The following is a 23281-nucleotide window of genomic DNA, read 5'->3' on the forward strand; positions in this document are numbered from 1 at the left end:
TTACTTAATAGAGACTTTAATTCCCTTAGTGTTTCATGTTTATTTATAGCGCATCTACTTTTGTAAATGCGCTTTTTTTTGCTTAAATTTTATCGTGTAAGATGGGCTTATAAATAAGGAATTAGAAAAAGATAAATATTTATTAAACATTTTTGAACTTATTTAATATTTGATGCTCTTACTAAATAGAGACTTTAATTCCCTTAGTGTTTCATGTTTATTTATAGCGCATTTACTTTTGTAAATGCGCTTTTTTTTGGGCCCAATATTAGACAAAGATATTATTTTTTGGGACTTGTAGTCGCTGTATCTAGCAGTTTGCGTAGGTCGTTTTGTGTGATGGGTTTACTAAAATAAAACCCCTGAAGTTCTTCACAATTGTTGTTATCAAGAAAGTTTTGTTGCTCAACAGTTTCTACGCCTTCAGCTATAACTGACATTTTTAATGAATGTGCCATCGATATAATAGCTAAAGTAATTTCTTTTGCGTCAATACTGGTATCTAACTCACTCACAAATAATCGGTCGATCTTGATTCTGTCGATAGGGAATTGTTTTAAATAACTGAGTGAAGAGTAGCCCGTACCAAAGTCATCTATAGATAACCTAATTCCCATACCTTTAAGTTTATTAAGTACACCAATTGCTTTATCTATATCTTTCATTAAGCAGCTTTCAGTGAGTTCTAATTCAATATCATGAGCTGATATTTGTGCATTGTTTAATGCATACGCAACCTGCTCAATTAAATCTGGCGCAGAGAACTGAACGGTAGATAAATTAACCGCTAACTTTAAGTGGTGATGTCCTGCCTCATGTAAGCTTTTTAAATGTAAACATGCATTTTGTAGGATCCAATTTCCTATAGGAATAATTAACCCTGTACTTTCAGCCATAGGGATAAAGTCATCAGGTTGAATAAGTCCGCGTTGGGGATGATTCCATCTTACAAGGGCTTCAACCCCTATAATCTTATATTCTTTCGCTGTAACTTGAGGTTGGTAGTAAATTTCAATTTCTTCTCTTTCTAAAGCATTATGAAGATCATTAATAAGCTTGTTGTGCTCAATAATATTAAGCTTGATCGTTTGATCATAATAACAAACACCTCGATCGGTTTGTTTTTTAGCTTTTTGCATAGCTGTTATTGCAGCGTCAAATAGATCATCTATTTTATTGGCATGCTCTGGATAAAAGCTAGCACCAATACTAATAGGTAATATAAATCTTTCGTTTTGTATTTGGTAAGGCTTTCCTAGAAGCTCATATAATGCATCGCAATATAGACTTAGCTGCTCTTGGTTTGACACATCTTTAAAGAAAATAGTGAATTCTGGGCCGTTATATCTTGCGCATTCATGCTTGTGATCTATACAAGTATTAATGCGAGTAGATGCAATGTTTAATAAATGATCGCCTGCTTTAAAGCCTAGTAGCTCGTTTACATCTTTAAATTTACCTATATTTATCACAACAATTGCAAAGTTTAGGCTGCCATTTGACTGTCTAAGTGCTTTCACAATATTCTTTTTAAGCTGCTGTTGAGTCGGAAGTAAAGTAACGGGATCGTACCCAATATGCTTTTCTAGCACAGCGATTGTTTTATGATTGTTTTTGGTGTGAATAAATGAGGTTAAGCAATAAATAAGGACTTGTGCAACAATCATTAACGCTGGTTCAAACCATAAATTAAAGCCAAATAGTAAGAAAGCACTAACACCTATACTTAATAAAATTTGAGCAATTAAGCTAGGAATTAGCCAAAGGTTAGAAATGAAATAAGCACAAAGTAAGCTGAGTAATATAATAACAAACTTAATTGAATGACTTATCCAAGGTTCTGTTTTTAATATAAATTTATCATTGATTAAACCATTTACAATATGCGCATTGATCTCTACACCTGTCATGTTCTGGTGATTTGAAGAGAAGGGCGTTGTAAACCTTTCACTAAGTCCTGTTGCTGTTAATCCAACAATAATAACTTTGTTCTTAAAGTTGTTTATATCGACATTTTTATTTAAAACATCGATATAAGAATAAATAGGGATGGAGCCTGAGGTACTCGTATAGGGAATTAAAATAGGCTGACGTCTCGTCCAATAGTTACCTATGGTGAGTGTTGTTGTTTCAAATGTTTTATCAGGTTTAGCTAATCTTGCTAGGGCTAAAGAAAAGCTTGGCCATTTTGACTCTTTCCAACCAGCAAATAAATACAAGGATCTAACAAAACCATCACTATCAACCTCTAAGTCTACATGACCTAAAGCTGCGCTTTTATCCGCGAGTATTGAAAATGGTATAAGTTCTGAAGTAATGTTTTTTTGTGGTGCAAGTGGTGCTATAGCTAAAACAACATTATTGTTTTTTTCTATAGCGGTAGCAAAGTTGGTATCACGTACAGGGTGTTCTTTATCTGCTTCAGTAAACAGTATATCGAAACCTATTGCTTTTGCTTTGGACGTTTCTAATGTATTGAGTAATGTTGCGTGAACATCTCTAGACCAAGGCCATCGACCGATTTCGTTAATACTTTTATCGTCAATCGCAATGATAACGGCATTTTTTTCGACTACAGGTGGATTGTTACTTAATAAAAAATCATAAATAAGTGTATCTAACTTATTAAATTCATTAGTAAATAAAACTAACAGTCCTAATAAAAATATAACAGCGCGCAACTTATTGTTGCGCCATGTTGTTGGCGATTTCAGAGTTTGAGTGCCAACAGTTAAACTCATATTAATATGATTAATAAAATGAAACCAAATAGAGACATTACGCCTTTATCTATTTGAGTTGTATGTTGAGTTTTACTCCACGGGCTTTCAATTGTGGAATTGTTATATGATGCTGTTATTTTACATCTAACAAATAATTCATCGTTTGTAGTATGTTGAATATGATTTTTTTCTGAGCTTATTTGGTAGGCTTTTAAACCTTGAGTAAATTGATCATTTTGAGCTGTTTCAACGATTATAGTGTGATCATTTTTAATCGTTTTCCAAGAAATATCAACAATACCTGATGAAGCAACAGCGTTACACTGAGGTGTTTCTATTGTTGTTGTCCAGTTGAACATTAATGGCGTAGATGCCGGACCTTTATCAGTATCAACAATTGAAGACACTCTCCAATAATAATTACCGAATGCTAAATTATTAGGTAAAGCTAATTGGTTGCCCGTTATGTTTTTATTTAATACAAGTTGGGTAAATTTCTCATCTTTTGCTACTTCTACTTTATAGCGATCGGTAAGGTCTACAGAGTTCTCCCAGCTAAGCATAGATAATGTGCTATTGCCTAATATACGCTCAGGTATGTTTTTTAATTGAGGAGCTCTAGGTGATAAATTTAACGTGAAATTTTTATAAGCTGGCTTGCCTTCAATGCCTAATGCATCAATAGCTGTAACACGATAATAGTACATATCATCATTTAATTTAGGTAAAACGATAAAGGTATCTGTGGTTATTTGGCCCCAAATAATACGTTTAAAATCTTTTTTGGGCGAAACTTGAATGTTATAACGCTTCGCTTTTTCAATGTTATCCCACTTTATTACAGGTGCTTGTTCGAAAAATGTTTGTGTAGTTAATATGTGAGGAGGTGCTAATAGGGGAACAGGTTTAGTTGGTTCTGTTCCTTTTTCTATACGTGTACCTTGGCCGGTAGCAACTTTTATCGAGTTGTTTGATTTTTCTCCAGCAACAGCTACGGTTCCTTCAATAACTTCCACGGTTGATATATTTTTTTGATTGTTGGAAACACGGTACATGGTTCCTCTAACTGAACTGATTGCTGAAGGAGTCGAAATGTCTAAACGAGAACCAGGGCCTTTATTTTTCTTTGCGTTGGTTTCTACTTTTCCTTGAATAACACTTACACGTGTATCCACCATGCCAGTTTTACCGTAAGACGATAAATGGTCGAAAGCAATAATTGTGTTTTTAAATAACACCATTTCGCTACCGTCAGCAAATACAACAGTGGCGCTACTTTTGTCTGAGGTACGAATTTCATCACCTAACACTAAAGTTGTTGAGGCTGTGAGAGGGATTAATTTGTTATCTCTAAGGAGCAGGCTTTCGCCTTGTATAAACGAAATTCTAGCAGAGGCTGGAGTATGTTTTATCCATTCCATTGGAATACGAATAACACTACCAGGTTGAATTCGTTTAGGATATTTTATGTTGTTTAATTGTTGTAATTTCGTGTAATAGTCTATTTTTGTTAGGAATTTAGAGGTTATATTCCAAAGACTATCACCATTAGAAACCACGTAAACCCATGCTTTTTTTTCTACCGCATAGGTCGTTTGTAGGCTGCTAAATAGCAAGACTGAACTGGTAATTAAATAGACAATAAATTTTTTCATCAATGTATTAGCTGCTAAAGTATTTTTTATAATGATAATTATCGTTAATACTACACTGAATCTTATATCGAAGAAAATTTTTCCGTGTTAATATTGTGTAAATCTTATGTAAAATTTACGTTGTTGTCAATTAAAGTTGCTCAATGTAAAGAATGATTTCTCCTACTTTTAAACCATATTTTATAATATCGGTTTTATTAAACAGTCTTTTGTCATCTAATAAGTACATCCAGTCATCTAAGGTAACTTGGTATTCGCTCCCATCAACAGTGATTATTAGGTCGTATTGCCAATAAAGTGCCGAGCCATTTGTTTGCCCTTTTGCTGTACCTACCACATCGTTTGCTGTGCCAGTGTAAGTGTTATTTTCTTGCTTAATTAATTGCCAAGTTCTTATTGATTTTTCACCATCGTCGAATATGAACCATTCATTAATGGTGCCTTTGTTATTCTCCCAATAAGCTTCAAGTTTAACGGTAAATCTGCGAGAGAGTTTGCCATTGCGATCAAGCACCATGCCGTAAGCAACTAATTCGCCATTAAAAAAATCTTCTAACACTAGATTAGGTGTGGTGTTGTTGTAGTCTTCTATTTTGGGGGACGAGCAAGAGGTTACACAGAACAGCACTATTAACAACACAGAGCTTTTTATTAATTTATTCATTAGGTGATCTCGCTTTTTAAATAGGTTGTAAAGGGGGAAGTAAAATGAATAACCATAATGATTTTATGCCTATTTAGAGTTTACTTTCCAATAAGTTGTTTTCTTAATTTTGGCTCTGTGGTGTGTTCAGATAACCATATAGACAGGAAGTAGTCACCAAAAGTGGCGTCTTCTATTGTGCCTAATACTTGGTAGGTTTCGTTATATTGATTTTTATTTTTATCAAAAGTTTTAAGATAAAAATGAGCTTGTTTTTGCTCTGTTAAAATAAAAAGAATCACATCTTTTTCTGTAATATTAGGAAAAATACCGTTGAGTTGTTTTACCCATTTATCTTCTTGGGTTTCAGAAATAATTCTTTCGTTGAAATGAGCATTTAACTTATTCCATTGATCTTTTGTGGCATCAATAAATTCTTTTTGTTCTATATTCCTCTGATAGGTTAATTTTAGTGCTTTTGGGTAGGTTTGCTCTTGGTAAACGCTTCCTGATGTATAAAATTCAGCTTTGTATACTTTCCAAAAAAGTACTTTCATTTGCCCTTCACCGATCTTGTTTAATGAAGACAGTAATGAAGAGTCGGTATTAACCTTAGCCACCACTTTTCTCTCATGATCAGTTAATTTATTAGCATACGTGGTAGTAGAAAAAATAAGAACGAACAATAAAATATAACGCATTTTGTTTACCCTGTTTATAAATCTCTTTTGCAGCTAAATTGACTATGACCTGAAAATATAGCGGTGAATATGTGTAAATAGTGGTAGTAGTAAAGCCCAAATAAATGCCATAGCGAGTACAAAATATAAGGGAGATAAAACACTGTTGAATACATTTAGTTGTAAAGCCACGTAATAGCTTAGCGAACCAAAAATTGCGCCAATAACTCCTACTTTCTTTGTTGATAACTTAATTAGCCATTGCAAGCTGTGATTTAAACACCAAGCAAAAGCGCACCATAAAAACATCAACCAAATGGGTATTACTAAAGGTGACACAGAATTTTCAGGCAATTGTATTACTTGTATTGTAATTAATAACTGATCGACCGCTATGCCTATTAAAGCAATAGGAAGTACTTTAATGTCCGCTTTTTTTTGGGGGCTTAATGCAAAATGAATACACAGTAAGGAAATGATTATTAATATTCCGCTTTGTTGATATGTAGCCGATACAAACCAACAAAGCTGAAAGGTAATAAAATTAATAAGTGAGAATAGTCTCATCATTCGCATCTTTATATTCAGGTTTGCGTGCAACAATATGATGTGTGCTTATAACTCTTTCAATAAAAGCACCTTCGCAGTAAGCAAAATAGTAATGCCATAAACGTTTAAATTGATCATCGAAACCAAAAGGTTGAATATCAGCCCAGTTTTTATCAAAGTTTTTGCGCCAATCACTTAGTGTTCTTGCGTAATGCAAGCCCATATCCGTTACGTTATCTATCATCATGTCGGTACAAAGTGCTATATGCTCACTTATTACAGCTATAGAGGGTAAGCAGCCACCAGGGAATATATATTTTTGAATAAAGTCGGTGTTTTTTCGATAATTATCGTAACGTTGATCTGCAATGGTTATGGCTTGTATAAGCATTTTACCGTTAGGTTTGAGTAAGCTATTACACTGTTTAAAAAATTCACCCATAAAATCATGCCCAACGGCTTCAATCATTTCTATTGAAACGAGTTTGTCGTATTGACCTTCAAGTAAGCGATAATCTTTTTTTAATAAAGTGATTTTTTCATTTAATCCTAGCTTATTAACTCGCTCTTGAGCGTAGTCAAATTGTGCATCTGAAATTGTTGTTGTGGTTACCTGACAGCCATAGTGAGTAGCGGCATAAATAGCTAAGCCACCCCAGCCAGTACCTATTTCAACTAAATGATCTTCACTGGTTAGATTTAATTTGTCACATATACTTTTTAATTTTAGTCTTTGTGCTTCATCTAATGTGGTATGTTCATCGGAATAAAGTGCGCATGAATACATCATTTCTGGGTCAAGGAAGCGTGTGTAAAGATCATTACCTAAATCGTAATGAGCAAGAATGTTTTTCTTTGAACCACCGAGTGTATTGGCGTTTTTAAAATTAAGTAGTTTATTTTGTAGTGTGTTTAGCCAGCTACTTTGATTTTCAACACTATCAAGCGCTTTTTGATTACGAGCTAAAACACGCACTAATTGCGTTAAGTCTGTTGATGTCCATTTTTGTGATAAATAGCCTTCAGCAGCTGCAATGCTGCCACCTTTAATAATATCGGTATAAATTGAAGCATCATGAATATGCATGTGTGCTTTTAATGAAGCTTTTGGGTCGCCGCAAATTTCACTGTAGGTGTTTTCATGTATTTCAATGCAAGCATCTTTCATCTTATTGAGGGTATTTAAAACAAGTGCTCTGCATTTTTGTTCAAACCAAGTGAGTTTTTTATTTAGTATTAAATGATTTGTTTGTTCCATAATTACCTCAAATTAGTGCTTTTCTTTGTCTACAATAGGTATTTTTTTAATAAATAGCTGTAGAGCCTGCCAATAAATTAACGTTACAACCTTTACTATAGTAAAAGGTAAGCATAACCATGATTTTATTAGTGTGAGTGATTTAAGAGGCTGCTTGGTTAGTTTCATATTTACCTCGAATACTTTTTCACTGTTGTCAGGTGTAAGGTTTTGAATATTAACTAATATTTTTTCTGACGGATGACTTATATGCCAGTGATAATTCATGTTTAATTCCATAAAGGGAGAAACATGAAAGTCTTTTTTAGTTATTTGTAATTTATTCTTTGTTTTACATTCTGACTCTACGTTTAAATTAACAAGGTAATAATGCCTTTCATTCCAAGGGGTATTGCTTACCTCAGCTAACATAAATAAACATTGTTCATTTTTATCAAAACAGTAATAAAAGTTAATTGGGCTAAAATACAAACCTAAACAGCGACATTGAGCAATCATCAACACTTTATGCCCATCCCATTCACCGCCTAAGCGACTTACTTTATTAGCTATACGTTGCTTTAACGTACCTGGTTCACTTTTTATATAATCTTTTTCATTAAATCGAACAGGGTTAAACCATTGAGTCCCCAACAACGAGTGTTGACTTGTTACTTGATCAAGTTCGTCTACTACAATACCTAACATAGATATTTGATATGAAAACTCATGATGTTTAGGTGATAACCGCTTATGAGAAACAAACCCTTTATATACACCGCTTTCAAATAAATGGTTATCTTCTATAGTCTGTTTACGCATATTTACAATCCAATACCAAATCGTTTAGCTATAACTAGAGCACTAACTACACCATCTTCATGGAATCCATTTCGCCAATAAGCACCTGCAAAATGAGTGTGGTTATGACCACAAATTTCATGTCGCCTGTATTGAGCATCCAAACTTTGTTGATTGAAAATTGGATGATGGTAAACGTAAATGTCGATAATTTTACTTGGGTCAATCTTATCTGTTTGGTTGAGTGTTACGCAGAATGTTTCGTCAGTATCCGTTAAACCTTGTAAAATATTCATGTTGTAAGTCACGCATGAAGGGCGAGTTAATTGTTCTTGAGTGCTGGTGTTATCTAATAAATAATTCCAACTGGCCCAAGCTAATTTACGTTTAGGTAATAGATTAGTATCGGTATGTAACACAACTTCGTTTCCACTATACATTATGTTGCCAAGTATATTACTTTCAGCTTTTGAAGGCGTTTGTAGTAAGGCTAATGCTTGGTCGGAATGACAAGCAAAAACTACTTCGTCAAATAGGCTGCTATCCCCGTTTTTGAATACAACTTCAATATTAGCTTTATGACGAATAACATGACTAATATCGCAGTTAAGCTTAATGTTATCAGCTAACGATGCCGTTAATGGTTTAATGTATTCTCTAGAGCCACCAGGAATAACATACCATTGCGGTCGATCAGTAATATTTAATAAACCATGATTATGAAAAAAGCGGATGAAAAAATGTAATGGGAAAGCTTCCATTTCTATTAGGCTGGTAGACCATATGGCTGCTCCCATAGGTAAAATATAGTTTTGTTTAAAGTATTCAGAAAAATTATGTTGTTTTAAAAAATCACCTAAAGTTTCATTTTTATCAATATTGTCTTCTAAATAGAGTGTTTTACAACGCTTATTGAAACGAATAATTGCTTTAATTAAACGCCAAAATTTAATACTGAAAATGTTGCGGCGTTGAGCAAATAGGCTGTTTAGCGTATGACCATTGTATTCTAAATTTGACTGTTTATTGAATACACTAAAGCTCATTTCAGTAGGTTGTAAAGTAACATTGAGTTGCTTTAATAATTTAAGAAAATTAGGGTACGTTTTATCATTACAGACAATAAACCCAGTATCGATAGCGTATGATTTATTATTAAGCGTAATATCTTTAGTGGCCGTATGTCCGCCGATATAATCGTTTTTTTCAAACACGGTAACTTTGTGTTTTCTATTAAGTAAATAAGCACAGGTTAAACCTGATATGCCAGAACCAATAATAGCTATATTTTTCATGGTGTTATTGTCCTTTTACCATTTTATTTGCAAGGAATTTCCATATAAAAAATGGTAACAAAGCAAGTAATTTTAATGAGTATGTAAAGCGTTTAGGGAAATTTATCTCTGTTTTTTTACGAGACAACCCTTTGAAAATATATTGAGCCGCCGAATCAGAAGTAATAATGCAAGGCATGCTAAAGGTATTTTTATTGGTTAACTGCGTTTCAACAAATCCAGGGTTTATAACACTGACATTTATTTTTTGTGGGGTTAAATCAATAGCTAATGTTTTAGCTAAATAGTTCAAAGCTGCTTTTGAGGCGCCGTAAGCTTCAGCTCGCGGTAAAGGTAAAAAACTTGCACATGAACTAGTTATTGCAAGTTGTCCGTTGGGTTTTATCAGTTTTAACCAAACATCTAAGCAATAACCTATTGAAATAAGATTGTCTGTTATAACGCGGGCAAATAAGTCACCATCAAAATTTACAGCATCATCTATATATTCACAGCCACCTGCATTTAGTAATAATATGTCTAAAGGTGGAAATGCTATTGTAATATTTTTTATGTTTTCTTTATTGGTTAAGTCACAAGAAAAGGTTGTTATATTTTCATGTTGTACTGAAAGCTCATTTAATCGCTGTTGATTACGTCCTCCAGCAAAAACAGTAAACCCATTTTGTGCATAAAGTAGGGCAGTTGCAGCACCAATGCCGGAAGATGCTCCTGTGATCAGTATTGTTTTCATTTGTTTATTCTTTTCTTTAAGAAGCCAATAACACCACCTAAAAATGGAATGTTTTCATATAACATTGCACCGGCATCTAGGTAGTCTCTATGATAAATTATTTTGTTATCTAGGGTTTTTAAATGGGAATGCCCCATGACTGAAATAGTTTTACCTGATTTGAGCTTAGGGTGTTGATAATGCATTTCCCAATAAATAGCTGCTTCATCAAAGGTATGAATAAAGTGGTTAATTTCGAAGGTACAACTAATTACATGGGTGTATAAGTTTTCGAAATAAGCAAGCAGGTTGTGCAATCCTTCAACTTTGTGTAGTGGATCTTCAAACACAATATTTTCATGATAAACCAAGGTTAAAGCATTAAGATCATCTTTAGATAAGTTTTGATATACCGCCTGAAATTGAACCAACCAATCGGGTGTGTTTATATCATTTAGTAAGTTTTCAGTTATATCACTCATAAATACCTTTTAATTCTTAATTTCAACAATAACCATACTAGTTAAATACGCAGCGATTCTTTGTTTGGATCATAATGTTGTTGATAAAATGCTTTTTATTTAAAAAAATAAGATAAAGTATAGCTATTGCTAGTGTTTTTATAGAGATAAATGATAAGAGATGTATTGAAAGAGGAAAGGTGGAGTGATTATAGTCACTAAAATGTTAGTAAATGTGCCATCCTTGGCAATATGTTTTTACTCGCTCAGAATATACCCGTTACCAATCAAGAGACTATTTCAGAGTGCTCAAGCGCTTCTACTATGGGTCTAAAAATAATTTATGGGGCTTATTAACTTTAGTCAGGTTTCCTGCATGATGTAGGGCATTAGGGTAATGCAGGAGCAGTTACCGAGAATAACCATGACGTAAACTTAATGCCTTGCATACATGAATGTAGACCTTATATTTTGTTTGGATCGTAAAATCTGTGCCTAAATTTTTTTTAGTTCCCACTGAAACCTGCGTCTTGAATGATAACGGGTATAGAGGACTATTTTGAACTTGTAGCCATTTTTTATAGCTCCATTAATTGAACATCTTTTATTTCTAGTTCATGTCCTTCTGCTTGTAAGGCAATCCAGCCTGATGTAAGCGGTGTACCATCATCTAGTTGTAGCGACTGATAACGTAATACCTCTTTACCTTCAATGTATTGAATAACTTCTTTGTCGGAAGATACTTTTATCTCCATTTCTACCCATTTATCATCCAAGTAATAAGCTGAGTTTGATTTTACGCAATGGCTTTCTACCTTCTTACCGTTTTGTGATATATCGGTACCCGGAGTACATACATTGCCAGTAGATTGCTTTTTGTGCTTATCTGAACCTAGGAATTGTGCTTCAACACTGATAGGAAATGCTTGATATTTAGCTACCGATGTTGGATTTTCGCTATGAAACATTAAGCCACTATTTCGGTAAGCGTATTTAGGTGCATTAGCCACTAAGTGATCTAAAAATCTGTATTTAAACTTTAAACGGTAATTAGAATAAGGTTTTTTATAGAATAAATGAGCAAAGCGACCTTCATGAGCAAAAAAGGCTTTATGATCTAAATGCATGGCTCCATCTTTAATGGAAAATATATTCCCCGGGTTTTCTCCTAATTCGTAACCAGCAACTTTAGGGAGCCAACCCGCGTAGCTATAACCATTGAATATACTTTTCCAAACATTTTTAGTAGATGGTAATTCTTTTATTTTTAAATTACGCCATTGTACTTGCAGAGTGCCTGTATCTTGTTTAGTCGCATGAACCTGTAAACCTATAGTACCTTCATAATGTTGTGCATAAAGCTTTTCGTCACTATAGTCGCTAACTAGTTGGCCGTTAACCCATGTTCGTATGCGAGGGCCATCGGCGATTATTTTGTAAGTATTCCAATCGTTGTTTTTAAAAAATGAATGACTGTTGTTTTTAGCTTCTGGTGTTAACCAACCAGTATTTATTTTTTCACCATAAATATAACCTGATTGGCCGGGAGATTGCTCTATTTCTACTTGCGGGCCATATAGATGGGTTTCAAACAATTTATTTTCATCTAATTTATCTTTTATGTGCGAACGTATTTGTACGCCTGAATTTAATTTGTTGGGTAAAAATACCTCAAAGGTTAATTCAAAATTAGCATAGGTTTTTGTGGTGGCTAAAAAGGTGTTATGTCGAGGACCATTAATACCCACAATAGCACCGTTTTTAATTTTGTAATTAGCGTCACCACCATATTTTTGCCAATGCCAGCCACTAAAGTTTTTACCATTAAATAAACTTTGCCACGATTCAGCATTAGCTTGGCTTGAGCAAAGTAGGATGAGTAGACATAAATTTATTATTTTCATAGGGATCCTTATTTATTCTTATTTTTATCATGTTATATAAATGAATATTTTTAAGGTATGAGATATTCGGTTTTATATGCAAAATAATCGGCGTTAAACTTACAAATTGTGGTCTTCTACTTTATGTTGGGGTATATATTAAATCGAATAAATGTAGGGGGAGTACTACAAAATATGAGGTTTATAATGAATATTAATAAAAAGACTTTCTTGCTGGCGGGCTTTACTTTAACGTTATTAAGTAGTTGCAGTAATATGGATGAAGTAAATAACACTTCTGTTCAAGAAGTCAGTACAAAGCCGAATGTGGTTTATATCGTTGTTGATGATTTAGGTTATTCTGATATCGGGGCATACAATAAAGACAGTTTCTATCAAACGCCTAATATCGATACGCTTGCTTCTCAAGGTATTCAATTTACGGATGGTTACGCAGCTAATCCTGTTTGCAGTCCATCTCGTTTTGCCTTATTAACAGGTAAACACCCAACACGAGGTCAAGCGACAGACTGGTTTCCTCATAAAAACAAACCATCGCGCTCTGGGCATTTTAATGCAGCAGATTTTGAACGTGTTTTGCCTCATAAAGAAACAACAATTGCCGAAGCTTTTAAAGAGCAAGGTTATTCAACCGCATTTTTAGGTAAGTGGCATTTAGGTGAAGACGAAAGCTTTTGGCCTGAGCATCAAGGATTTGATGTCAACATTGGTGGCACTATGAATGGTCATCCTCCCGCAGGCTATTTTTCTCCTTATAAAAATCCTCGTTTATCTGATGGCCCTAAAGGTGAATACCTAACTCAGCGATTAACGGATGAGGCCATCAATTTAGTTGACGGATATAGTAAAAAAAGTGATCCATTCTTCATGATGTTAGCTTTTTATACTGTACATACACCGTTGCAAGCGCCTGAAGAAGATGTTCAAAAATATAACGCTAAACGTGATGAGGCTAACCTTGAAAATTCTTTTATTGAAGGTGAGCAAGTATGGCCTATAGATGAAGCTAGAAATATACGTGTAAAACAAAATCATTCTACTTACGCCGCTATGGTTAATCAAATGGATACCCAAGTAGGACGTTTGTTAAATAAGTTAAAAGCTTCAGGGTTAGACAAAAATACAATTGTTGTTTTTACTTCTGACAATGGTGGTTTATCAACTGCAGAAGGTGCACCAACGTCAAACTTACCTTTACGAGGCGGTAAAGGTTGGTTATATGAAGGAGGTATTCGCGTACCTTTTATTGTTAAAATTCCGAATATGCCGAATCAAGGGCAACTTGTTGCAACGCCTGTTATTTCAAACGATTTATACCCTACCTTATTAGCCGCAGCAGGTTTACCATTAAAGCCACAACAGCATATTGATGGGCGTGATTTGTCTAAAATGTTAATGGGCAAGGCTTCATATAATGAATTAAGTGATCGGGCTATGTATTTTCATTATCCGCATTATTCTAACCAAGGTGGATTTCCTGGAGCTGCAGTCCGTTTAGGTGATTGGAAGCTTATTGAACGTTTTGAAAACGGTGTCGTTCATTTATATAACTTGAGGAAAGATATTGAAGAGCAGCATGATTTAGCCACTGAATATCCTGAAAAGGTTAACGAGCTACGCACTAAGTTACATAATTGGTATAAAGAAACGGACGCTCGCTTTTTACAAGCAAAAGATGGCAAGCAACCATGGAGACCTGAGGCTTAGTTTATAGTTAGGTTTGATAAAGAAGGTAAATAAATTATTTATTTACCTTCTTTATACCGACTCAATTATTAACTTGGGCTGAAGCTAATGAGTAGATTGATATTTTAATTTAAGGTTTATAAAAATCTAAAGCGTCTAACCTTGCTGTTTTATGATCAACAATCGCTTCTGGATAAATTTCTGTTTTATTAATATTTGCCAGATACTTATGAGGAAAATGTATATGCTTTGTAGGTACATCACTCAACTCAGGTATATATTTTTTAATAAAACTGCCATCAGGATCAAAGCGTTCGCTTTGCCTAATGGGGTTAAATATTCTGAAATAGGGTTGGGCATCGCAACCTGTGCTAGCCGCCCATTGCCAGCCGCCATTATTTGCTGAAAAGTCGCCGTCTATTAAGTTTTGCATAAAAAACCTTTCGCCCAAACGCCAATCAATTAATAAATGCTTTGTTAAAAAGCTGGCAACCACCATACGTAATCGATTGTGCATCCAACCTGTGGTCACTAATTGTTTCATTGCAGCATCAACTAACGGATAACCTGTGCGTCCTTCACACCACGCTTGAAAGTGTTGTGGAGTATTGCGCCATAATAAGTGGTCGTACTTAGTTTGAAAGTTTTTATGCTTACACAATTGTGGAAAATGAAACAGTAAGTGCTTATAAAAATCGCGCCATGCAAGTTCATTTACCCAACAAAAATTATCTGCTTTTGGATTTTCTAATAAATGAGGATGTTTTTGTAATACGTTAAAAAGTAAGGCTTTAGCGCTAATGGCTCCAATCGCTAAATAAGGCGATAGCCCAGAAGTACCTTTTAACGCTGGAAAGTCACGGTATTCTTTGTATTCGTCATGTTTATTTTCAATAAAATTAGGGATAACCTGATCCAACACTTCAGACACTAACGGCCATTTCTTTGAACAAACCTTAGGAGTATTTAATGTTATTTTCGCAGGCGTAACCTTTGGCGACTTGGTCGCGGTATTCGTAACTTTGGGTGGATAGCTCATCGTAAAAGAATATTTAGCTAATTGATCAGCCCAGTTGTTTTTAAAAGGAGTAAACACTTTGTACATGGCTTTATCACCGTTAAGTACTTTGCCTTTTTCTACAATGACGTCAGCTTCAAAAAGATGTAACGATAGAGTTGTGCTACTAATAACTTGTTGTAGTTTGTTATCTCTGTTTTGTTCGTTTATTTCAACTTCGCTGTTGGCATATATATTGTCAATATTGTGTGCTTCACAATAATTTAATAACTGTGATATTTGGTCGTTGTAATCAGTAGATTCAATATGATCTAAGGTTATACCTAATTCAGCTAATTGTTCTGCTAATAAATTGAGATGACGCTCAATCAAGTCCGCTTGAATTGGAGCCATATCATGCTCTTGCCACTGCAACGGCGTTGAAATATATATAGCCTTACAAGGGGCTTCATTCATAGCTTGTGTAAGGGCTGGGTTGTCGTAAATACGTAAATCTTTTCTAAACCAAATAACATTCATTAATAGTGTACCTAACTTAATAATATGATAGATATAATTTGGGCTAATCCATTTTTATTATTGATATTTATTGCCTAAAACGCGGTGAAGAGTAAGAAAATATTTTGTTATATTTATTACTATATCAGAGCGTGTTAACATTGTGTTTACATTTAGAGGGCCATTTACTTAAGTTTATTTTTAATTCCTCTATTTCATGTAATACGTAGTAATTTAACAATAAGATCAGTGTGTATTTCTTATTGTTTTGTTCTTATTTTAAGTGGTTAAGCTATATGGATATTTTTAATCAAATAACTAATGTAATAAACGAGTTCATATGTTTAATCAAAAAACTAAAGAAGAATTAAAAAACTGTAAAGCTCAGCTAGTTGAAGTTCAATCGACTATTGATGCTATAAAGAGTGGAGTTGCTACTATTGAGTTTTCACCTGAAGGTAATATTCTTGATGCAAACGAACTTTTTCTTAATATAGCCGGGTATAAAAAAAATGAAGTTGTTGGGGCGCATCATTCAGTTATGTGTGAATCTAACTATGTAGCGAGCAAGGCATATAAAATTTTTTGGGAAAACTTACGCGCAGGCATTTCAAATAAAGGGACTTTTGAACGACGCAATAAACAAGGTGAAGTTTTGTGGTTAGAAGCAACATACTTCCCCGTTATAGTTGACAATAACGTTGTAAAAATAATGAAAATTGCCGCCGATGTAACTAAAGAAAAGTTAGCTGCCCTAGCGACAGAACAAATACTCGATTCTTTAGATAAATCACAAGCTATTATTGAATTTACACCTGAAGGGCATATCCTAAAAGCGAATAAAAACTTTACCGATGCTGTTAGGTATGACTTAAGCGAAATTAAAGGGAAGCATCATAAAATGTTTTGCGAAAGCGAGTTTTATGAGAAAAACCCTAATTTTTGGAATGATTTACAGCAAGGCGAGTTTAAAAGCGGTCAATTCTTACGAAAAGATAAATATGATACGCCTATTTGGCTTGAAGCTACATATAACCCCATAATTGATAGTAATGGACATGTGATTAAGGTTATTAAATTTGCCCATAATATTACGGCTAATGTCGAAAAAGAATACGCAGTTCGTAATGCATCAAATATGGCTCATAACATATCACTTGAAACAGTTAAAATAACAGAGCACGCTGCAGAGTTGCTTGATTCATCGGTCACATTGTCGAATGAAATTTCTGAAAAAGCTAAAATTACTTCAGAACAAATTGCTAAACTTAGCGAACAATCTGAGAACATACAGGCTATCGTATTAACAATTAAAAGTATTGCTGACCAAACTAATTTACTCGCCCTTAATGCTGCAATTGAAGCCGCAAGAGCTGGAGAACAAGGAAGAGGTTTTGCAGTGGTGGCTGACGAAGTACGCCAATTAGCTTCACGTACGAGCCAATCAACAAGTGAAATTGAAACGGTGGTTCTTAATAATCAATCCATTACTGTAAGTGTTCAAGAAGGTATGAGTTCTGTGTCAGACTTTGTTGAAAAAGGAAAGGTACAAATATCTGAAGTCGCAGATGTTATGGAAGAAATTAAGAGTGGGGCGGCAAATATATCGGATACCGTTTCAGCGTTATCTCAAGGTTAATTGCTAAAGCCTATTTATTACTCTCTTGTTATACAATTAAACCCATTATTTTGAATTTAAAATAATGGGTTATTGATATTAGCGTGTACTTATTATACTCGCTTAAAAATGCTAAAACCCGTACCTAAGTTTTAAATCATCTGGATAGGGAGATAAATACACTTGTGCAGATAAATACTCCTCTGTGTGCTCTCTTAAATAATGATTAATTAAGGTAAGTGGTACTAACAAAGGTAAAATCCCTTCTCGATATTGGTGTATTTTTTCAACCAATTCTTCTTTTTGAGATTTGTCTAAATACTTTTTAAAGTAGCCTTGTAAATGCATTAACGTATTCGTATGGCTTCTTCTATTCGACAGTTTTTTGAGTGCGGTCATTAATCCTGCAATATACAAATCGGCTTGTTCTTCTAACGGTAAATCAGCTCTCGCTAAAAGTTGCCCTAATGCTTTGTAGCTATCTATGTGATGGCTCATTACAAGATATTTATGTTCGCTATGAAATTTTATCAATTTGTGTTTTGTAAGGCCTGAAGCAATAAGATCTTGCCAATGACGATAAGTAAAAATACGAATGATAAAATTTTCACGCAATGGCATGTCGTTTAAACGGCCGTTTTCTTCACAAGGTAGTAATGGATTGGCTTTCATGACTTCTCTGGCGAAAAAACCTACACCATCGTGTTTGCAGCCTTTGCCATGGTCATACCAAATTTTTACACGTTCCATACCGCAGCTTGGGCTTTTTTGGCAGAAAATAAAGCCACTAAGCGAGTCAAAAGTTTTTGCTGTTTTTTGTCCGTATTCAGTTAAGGCTTTTGTTACATCGCCTGAACCGTCTGGTTGACTAACGGTAATGATGTCGTCTTTTATGATTTGTCGAATAGTGGGACGAGGAATAGGTAAGCCAATAGCAACTTCAGGACAGTACGTTTTGAAATCAACATGTTTGCTTAATTCGTTCATGCAAAAGTCAGACTTTTTATGGCCTGTATCATAGCGAACAGGTTCACCATGCACGCAAGCACTCATACCTATTACAGGTTTATTAAGGGTTTTTTTCATGGTGCTCCTTGTACAAAAACGAATGTGAAAAACTTAATATTAAGCCTTTAATAAATAAAGGCGCCAATAGGATTTAATAATTTACTTAAGCCTTGGATAAACTGTAACGCATCATCAGCTACGGTGTAGCATAAGCAGCCTTCTGTTGTATGTGGTGTATGGGTGTTTTTATCGGTTAACCAAATAAAGTCACCTTTAACGTAAGTGCCCATTTCATCTTCAAAACTACCTTCAAGCAATAGGGTTAGTTCAAATCCTTTGTGGGTGTGCGAAGGCACTCCACCGTCTTTGTCTATATGCAATAAGCTTGAATGTAACGCACCTTCATTTAAGTTTAGTCGTGCTCGGCTTAATTTACCCATTTTTTGCCAGCCCATCATCGACATAGATCGAAGGGCGGTAGGTAACTGATAAGTAGAACCTTTAATTTCAATTTCTAGAGGTTCTTGCACAACGAGTTCGGCAATTGATTCATCTTCAGTGATAGAATCAATCATAAATTCATAACTTAGCTCATCTGTAGCTGCTGTATTACTAGCAGGCTTATCTGAATAACTATTGTAAGTTTTAACGTCGGGTGAAAAAAAGTTAGCGGCAGACTCTTCTGTAAGGTGCTGAATGTTTTTCGCACAAATCTCACACATTTCGGCATGCACAGCAATTGCGGCACTTAATGAAGCAGGTAACTCTCCTTCCACAAACGCACTAAGGAGTTCGTGTTTTGGATGATGAGTGATCATTTCGATTCTCCTATTTGTTGTTTCAGTTTAACTAAAGCGAGTCGTAATCTCGATTTTACGGTTCCTAGCGGAATGGCGAGTTTAGTTGCCAATTGTTCTTGTGATAAGTCTTGAAAATATAAACCATTCACAATTTCTTTTTGTGCTTCAGGCAGTGTATTGATGTGCTTAAGAATATGCGTGCTCATAAGGTGATCATCAAAAACGTTATCTTCTATAAGTTCAGCTTCTGCTATTGGCCATATATCATCACTGAGTGTGTCTTCTCGGTTTGATCTGACTTTTCTTAACATATCAAACGATAAGTTACGCATTATGCTGTAAACCCAAGTGGTTGCTTGACCTTTATCGCCATCAAAAAGGTGGGCTTTTCGCCAAATATTACTCATGGTTTCTTGTAAAAGCTCGTTGGCTGCACTTTCGGTATTCAGTTTTTGTATGCCAAATCTAATTATTTTGGGCGCAAACCAAGAGAATAAGGCAGTAAATGCTGCTTTATCTCTATCGGTAGCTATATCGTATAGCCAGCCTTTTAATTGCTGTTGTTCATCAGGATCCATTGTTGAATTTCTTAAAATGATTTCAGCTGGCGCTGAGTTATAGTTCCAAGGTGTATTCATAATATAACACTTAACAGCAAATAAAGTTTAGGCTCTGTTGTGTTATACGCATTGTTTTATATTAGGGATCACTTTGTTTTAGTAAAAAGCTTAAATAAGCTGATTTAAAAGAAGAAGGAGACAGGGCTATTTGTGTGATAACAAATAACCTTACATAGCATTCACTATTTCAAGCAACTCGTTATGTTTCTCCTGCAACAGTGCAAAGAGATGAAATTGGTTTTTAGCACGATCTAAATTTTGTTTAGTATATTCTGTTTGAAAGTAAATATTACCGTTTATATGGTCAGTTAAAAATCGTATACCCAACATAAAAGGGATGAGCTGCGAGCCAACCACTAAGCTTTCTTTTTCGTGTTTAGAAAGATTATTGTTAAATGCGGTAAGATAGCCGCGTGCAATGGCTTTAAATATATCCATTCGAATAGTCATACTATGTAAATCAGTGCTGTTCTCATCAATGTTAGGGCAGCATGTTCGTACTAAGTCACCAAAGTCATTCATTAAAAAACCGGGCATACAGGTGTCTAAATCAATTATCGCTATGGGTTGCTGAGTAAGATGTGAAAATAGCAAGTTGTTAATTTTTGTGTCGTTATGAGTAACCCTTAAAGGTAAGTGAGTACTCAGTTCATTTACTTGCTTTACAAATGTTTTTTGATGTTCAATAAAAGAAATTAACGTTTGGCTTTCTTGTATTCTCTGCGCTTTATTTTTATCTGAATTACTATTAGAACATGCATTCAATGCTGTGCTTAGTTGTTGCAGTCGAGTATTAATATGATGAAAATTTGGAATGGTTTCGTTAAGTTTTCGTGCGTCTAAATCACTTAGCGTTCTCGTAAATTGAGCGAAAGCATTGGCCATAAGTTCAGCTTGCTGTGTAGTTTCAATCGCTTCAATAGTGACTGAGTTGGGAATGTAATCAAGTGCGCGCCAGTATTCTTTTTTATCGCCGTTATTATCTGTGTTGTGAACGCTATTTTCATAACAAGTAAGTCCGCTTTGATGAATGTTTTTAAGGTGTCCAACACTACTAAATGGATAAGATTTATTTTGTATTTTTTGCTGTAAATGCTGATGAATTAATTCGGCGTTTTCAACGATAGATTGAGGTTTTGGAAATACATGGGTATTAATGCGTTGTAATACAAAACGAGCTTCTGATGATTCAACTAAATAAGTATCGTTAATTAAACCATTACCAATACGAGTGATTTTGCTGGCATTTAATGAACAATTATATAAAGGCAGTATGTTTGCTAGTGTATTTTTAATGCTGTTGCTTAGCTTGTTGTTATTGAGGTGTTCGTGTGTATTTGACATAAGCTCTACGTATAATTATTTTTTTAATGGAAACGATAAGCTAAAACTAGCGCCTCCGTACTGTGTTGAATTTTTAGCTACAATTTTACCTTGATGCCAATCCATAACTTTCGCACAAATAGCTAAACCTAATCCAAAGTGACCATTTTCTCTTGACCGATTGGTATCAAGTTTTACGAAAGGATCAAATATAACATCGAGTTTGTTTTCAGGTATACCTTTACCGTCGTCTTCTATATTAATAGTGAGTAAATTTGAGTTACTCGTAATGTTTATATAAACACTTTTAGACGCGTACTGAACTGCATTGCCTACTAAGTTTTGTATGGCTCGTTGGCACCAGTATTCGTCAATTAAGGCGGTTATGGGTTTTGAGGTTTTATGATAAATTAATGCAATGTTATATTGCTGAGCCAGTGATTGCAGTTCGTCGGTTACGTTTTGTAAAAAATCGTTAATATCAACTGTTTCTTTTTTGAGATTAAACGCTTTTCGTTCCATGCCCGCATATTCCAAAAACGCTGAGGTCATGTCTTCCATTCGCGTGAGTTCAGCTTCCATACGGTTGATGTAAATGTCTTTTTTCTCAAGACTTTTCGCATCTAGCGCAGCTTCTACGCCAAAACGTAAACACGACATTGGGGTTCTTATGTCGTGAGATAAACTGCGGGCAAGTATTTGGTTGTCGTTCACGAGTTTTTCTATTTTTGCTGCCATTTGATTAAAGCTATTTTCAAAGGAGCGAATGTAAGAATATTTACTAGAAGATACGCGAAGTTCTAAGTTACCTTCACCTATTTTCTCCGCCACAGAAGTAAGAATAAATAGCCGACGAGTTAATGGAAATAACCATAAAATAATAATGCTACATACACCTAAATATAAAATAGAGGTAAGAATAATATCTACGTTTTGGCTCTCTATTGGATCGGTAGGTAGATGAATTTCAATTAATGCATCGGGGTGTGCGTTTAGCTTTCTTAATAAATAGGGGTTACTTTCTGATGCCAATAATAAACCGCCCGTTTGTGATAGCTGTACTGATAAAGACTCAGGTAAAGCTACGTTACTTGCTTGTTCTAAAGAAATATCTATTTGGTAATATTGACTAAATTTTTTAACTTCATTAGATAGTTGGTTGTGAGGTATTAGATTAAGCTGCTGACTTATACCTTCGATCAGTTTTTTATAAAGAACAATGTCGCTGCTGTCTTCATAATCTGCGTGTTCTTCAACCAGAGCGTCTAGGCCCCAGCTAATAATAAATAACGAGCCAAGCACTGCAAAAACAATGCTGATGTATAAACGTCTCATTAATTTTCTTCGGTCCAAGCGTCAGATACAAATAAGTAGCCTTTTCCCCATACGGTTTTAAATTTTTTAGGCTTTTGAGGATCGTCATTAAAGAGTTTACGTAGGGTTGAGAGCATAACGTCGAAACGGCGATCTTGTCCGTCGTATTCTCTACCTTTTAGTGCTTTAAATACTGAATCCCTATCAACTACTTGCCCAGCATTAGCCGCTAAAAATAACAAAAATGAAAATAAACTGGTGGATAATTCAATTTCTTTACCTTGATAGATAACTCGTTTTGCATCTTCGTTAATGAGTAAGCAGCCGTGCTGTATTTCATTGGTTTGCTGAATAGGTGCATGACTGTTTTTTAATGCACTGGTAATACGTGCAAGTAGGGCGCGCGGCCTTACAGGTTTAATAACATAGTCGTTTGCGCCTGCTTCTAAGCCGATAACTTCATCAAATTCGTCGGCACGTGCCGTTAACATAATAATAGGGATTTGTGAGTTTTCGCGAATTAAACGACAGACTTCAATACCGTTTAATCCGGGCAGCATAACGTCTAATAACACAATGTCGGCGTTGTAGTTTTTTAGTTCGTTCATGACTAAGTCGCCGCGGTCAACATGTTGAACATGAAAACCTTGTTCTACTAAATATTCTGAGACCCAATTGGCTAAGGTTATGTCGTCTTCGACCAGCAATATGTTATTTTGTGTAGTCATTATGTACT

General features: G+C 34.8%; 20 protein-coding genes and 1 pseudogene. 3 read left to right on the plus strand and 18 right to left on the minus strand.

Going from position 1 to position 23281, the window contains the following annotated elements:
• Positions 1-281 precede the first annotated feature (281 nt).
• The 11 genes from B0X80_RS07365 to B0X80_RS07415 all read right to left on the minus strand — a co-directional run bounded on the left by B0X80_RS07365 (position 282) and on the right by B0X80_RS07415 (position 12660).
• Positions 282-2741, minus strand: coding sequence for an EAL domain-containing protein (locus tag B0X80_RS07365; RefSeq protein WP_077339201.1), 2460 nt, complete (start codon positions 2739-2741; stop codon positions 282-284).
• Entirely contained in the window at positions 2738-4378 is a 1641-nt protein-coding gene (locus B0X80_RS07370) for a FecR family protein (RefSeq protein WP_077339202.1), read from the minus strand. The genes B0X80_RS07365 and B0X80_RS07370 overlap by 4 nt, the downstream gene beginning before the upstream one ends.
• A gap of 130 nt (positions 4379-4508) precedes the next feature.
• Positions 4509-5042, minus strand: coding sequence for a DUF3833 domain-containing protein (locus B0X80_RS07375; protein WP_076417078.1), 534 nt, complete (start codon positions 5040-5042; stop codon positions 4509-4511).
• Between the two features lie 80 nt (positions 5043-5122).
• Positions 5123-5722, minus strand: a complete 600-nt coding sequence (locus B0X80_RS07380) for a chalcone isomerase family protein (protein ID WP_077339203.1) — start codon at positions 5720-5722, stop codon at positions 5123-5125.
• A 42-nt stretch (positions 5723-5764) separates the two neighbouring features.
• The gene (locus tag B0X80_RS07385; RefSeq protein WP_175623903.1) at positions 5765-6271 is read right to left on the minus strand and encodes a DUF2878 domain-containing protein; all 507 of its coding nucleotides are present in this window, start codon (positions 6269-6271) and stop codon (positions 5765-5767) included.
• Positions 6246-7508, minus strand: coding sequence for an SAM-dependent methyltransferase (locus B0X80_RS07390; RefSeq protein WP_077339205.1), 1263 nt, complete (start codon positions 7506-7508; stop codon positions 6246-6248). Before B0X80_RS07390 ends, B0X80_RS07385 begins: the two co-directional genes overlap by 26 nt.
• Positions 7509-7520: 12 nt before the next feature.
• Positions 7521-8309 (minus strand): DUF1365 domain-containing protein, encoded by a 789-nt coding sequence (locus B0X80_RS07395; RefSeq protein ID WP_077339206.1) that lies wholly within the window; start codon positions 8307-8309, stop codon positions 7521-7523.
• Between the two features lie 2 nt (positions 8310-8311).
• The gene (locus B0X80_RS07400; protein ID WP_077339207.1) at positions 8312-9583 is read right to left on the minus strand and encodes an NAD(P)/FAD-dependent oxidoreductase; all 1272 of its coding nucleotides are present in this window, start codon (positions 9581-9583) and stop codon (positions 8312-8314) included.
• A gap of 4 nt (positions 9584-9587) precedes the next feature.
• Positions 9588-10316 (minus strand): SDR family NAD(P)-dependent oxidoreductase, encoded by a 729-nt coding sequence (locus B0X80_RS07405; protein ID WP_077339208.1) that lies wholly within the window; start codon positions 10314-10316, stop codon positions 9588-9590.
• Positions 10313-10777: a nuclear transport factor 2 family protein gene (locus B0X80_RS07410; protein ID WP_076417071.1), complete on the minus strand. Its 465-nt coding sequence runs from the start codon at positions 10775-10777 to the stop codon at positions 10313-10315. Before B0X80_RS07410 ends, B0X80_RS07405 begins: the two co-directional genes overlap by 4 nt.
• Positions 10778-11334: 557 nt before the next feature.
• A complete protein-coding gene (locus B0X80_RS07415; protein ID WP_077339209.1) occupies positions 11335-12660 on the minus strand; it encodes a 3-keto-disaccharide hydrolase in 1326 nt (441 codons plus the stop codon).
• Positions 12661-12846: 186 nt separating this feature from the next.
• On the opposite strand from B0X80_RS07415, the gene B0X80_RS07420 reads away from it, so the two are divergent.
• Complete coding sequence (locus B0X80_RS07420; RefSeq protein ID WP_175623904.1) at positions 12847-14367, plus strand: sulfatase; 1521 nt, start codon at positions 12847-12849, stop codon at positions 14365-14367.
• 109 nt (positions 14368-14476) lie between these two features.
• Here the strand turns inward: B0X80_RS07420 and phrB are convergent, their stop codons facing one another.
• Positions 14477-15883: a deoxyribodipyrimidine photo-lyase gene (gene phrB, locus B0X80_RS07425; protein ID WP_077339210.1), complete on the minus strand. Its 1407-nt coding sequence runs from the start codon at positions 15881-15883 to the stop codon at positions 14477-14479.
• Positions 15884-16202: 319 nt separating this feature from the next.
• Here phrB and B0X80_RS20710 point away from each other — a divergent pair.
• Together B0X80_RS20710 and B0X80_RS20715 are read left to right on the plus strand one after the other, a co-directional pair.
• Positions 16203-16964, plus strand: a pseudogene (locus B0X80_RS20710) (PAS domain-containing protein); the annotation flags it as partial.
• Between the two features lie 36 nt (positions 16965-17000).
• Positions 17001-17501 carry a methyl-accepting chemotaxis protein gene (locus tag B0X80_RS20715; protein ID WP_425439698.1) on the plus strand — a complete coding sequence of 167 codons (501 nt, stop codon included), beginning with the start codon at positions 17001-17003 and terminating at the stop codon, positions 17499-17501.
• 111 nt (positions 17502-17612) lie between these two features.
• Here the strand turns inward: B0X80_RS20715 and B0X80_RS07435 are convergent, their stop codons facing one another.
• The 6 genes from B0X80_RS07435 to B0X80_RS07460 all read right to left on the minus strand — a co-directional run bounded on the left by B0X80_RS07435 (position 17613) and on the right by B0X80_RS07460 (position 23273).
• Entirely contained in the window at positions 17613-18566 is a 954-nt protein-coding gene (locus B0X80_RS07435) for a YbgA family protein (RefSeq protein ID WP_077339212.1), read from the minus strand.
• 47 nt (positions 18567-18613) lie between these two features.
• A complete protein-coding gene (locus tag B0X80_RS07440) occupies positions 18614-19306 on the minus strand; it encodes a ChrR family anti-sigma-E factor (RefSeq protein WP_077339213.1) in 693 nt (230 codons plus the stop codon).
• Entirely contained in the window at positions 19303-19926 is a 624-nt protein-coding gene (locus tag B0X80_RS07445; protein WP_245825414.1) for a sigma-70 family RNA polymerase sigma factor, read from the minus strand. The genes B0X80_RS07440 and B0X80_RS07445 overlap by 4 nt, the downstream gene beginning before the upstream one ends.
• 150 nt (positions 19927-20076) lie before the next feature.
• Positions 20077-21252: a phosphotransferase enzyme family protein gene (locus B0X80_RS07450; RefSeq protein WP_077339214.1), complete on the minus strand. Its 1176-nt coding sequence runs from the start codon at positions 21250-21252 to the stop codon at positions 20077-20079.
• A 15-nt stretch (positions 21253-21267) separates the two neighbouring features.
• Positions 21268-22566, minus strand: coding sequence for a sensor histidine kinase (locus B0X80_RS07455; protein WP_077339215.1), 1299 nt, complete (start codon positions 22564-22566; stop codon positions 21268-21270).
• Complete coding sequence (locus B0X80_RS07460) at positions 22566-23273, minus strand: response regulator transcription factor (protein ID WP_077339216.1); 708 nt, start codon at positions 23271-23273, stop codon at positions 22566-22568. Before B0X80_RS07460 ends, B0X80_RS07455 begins: the two co-directional genes overlap by 1 nt.
• Between the last annotated feature and the right edge of the window lie 8 nt (positions 23274-23281).

Origin of the sequence: Pseudocolwellia agarivorans (assembly GCF_002000085.1) — a bacterium.
GTDB classification, from domain to species: Bacteria; Pseudomonadota; Gammaproteobacteria; order Enterobacterales; family Alteromonadaceae; genus Pseudocolwellia; species Pseudocolwellia agarivorans.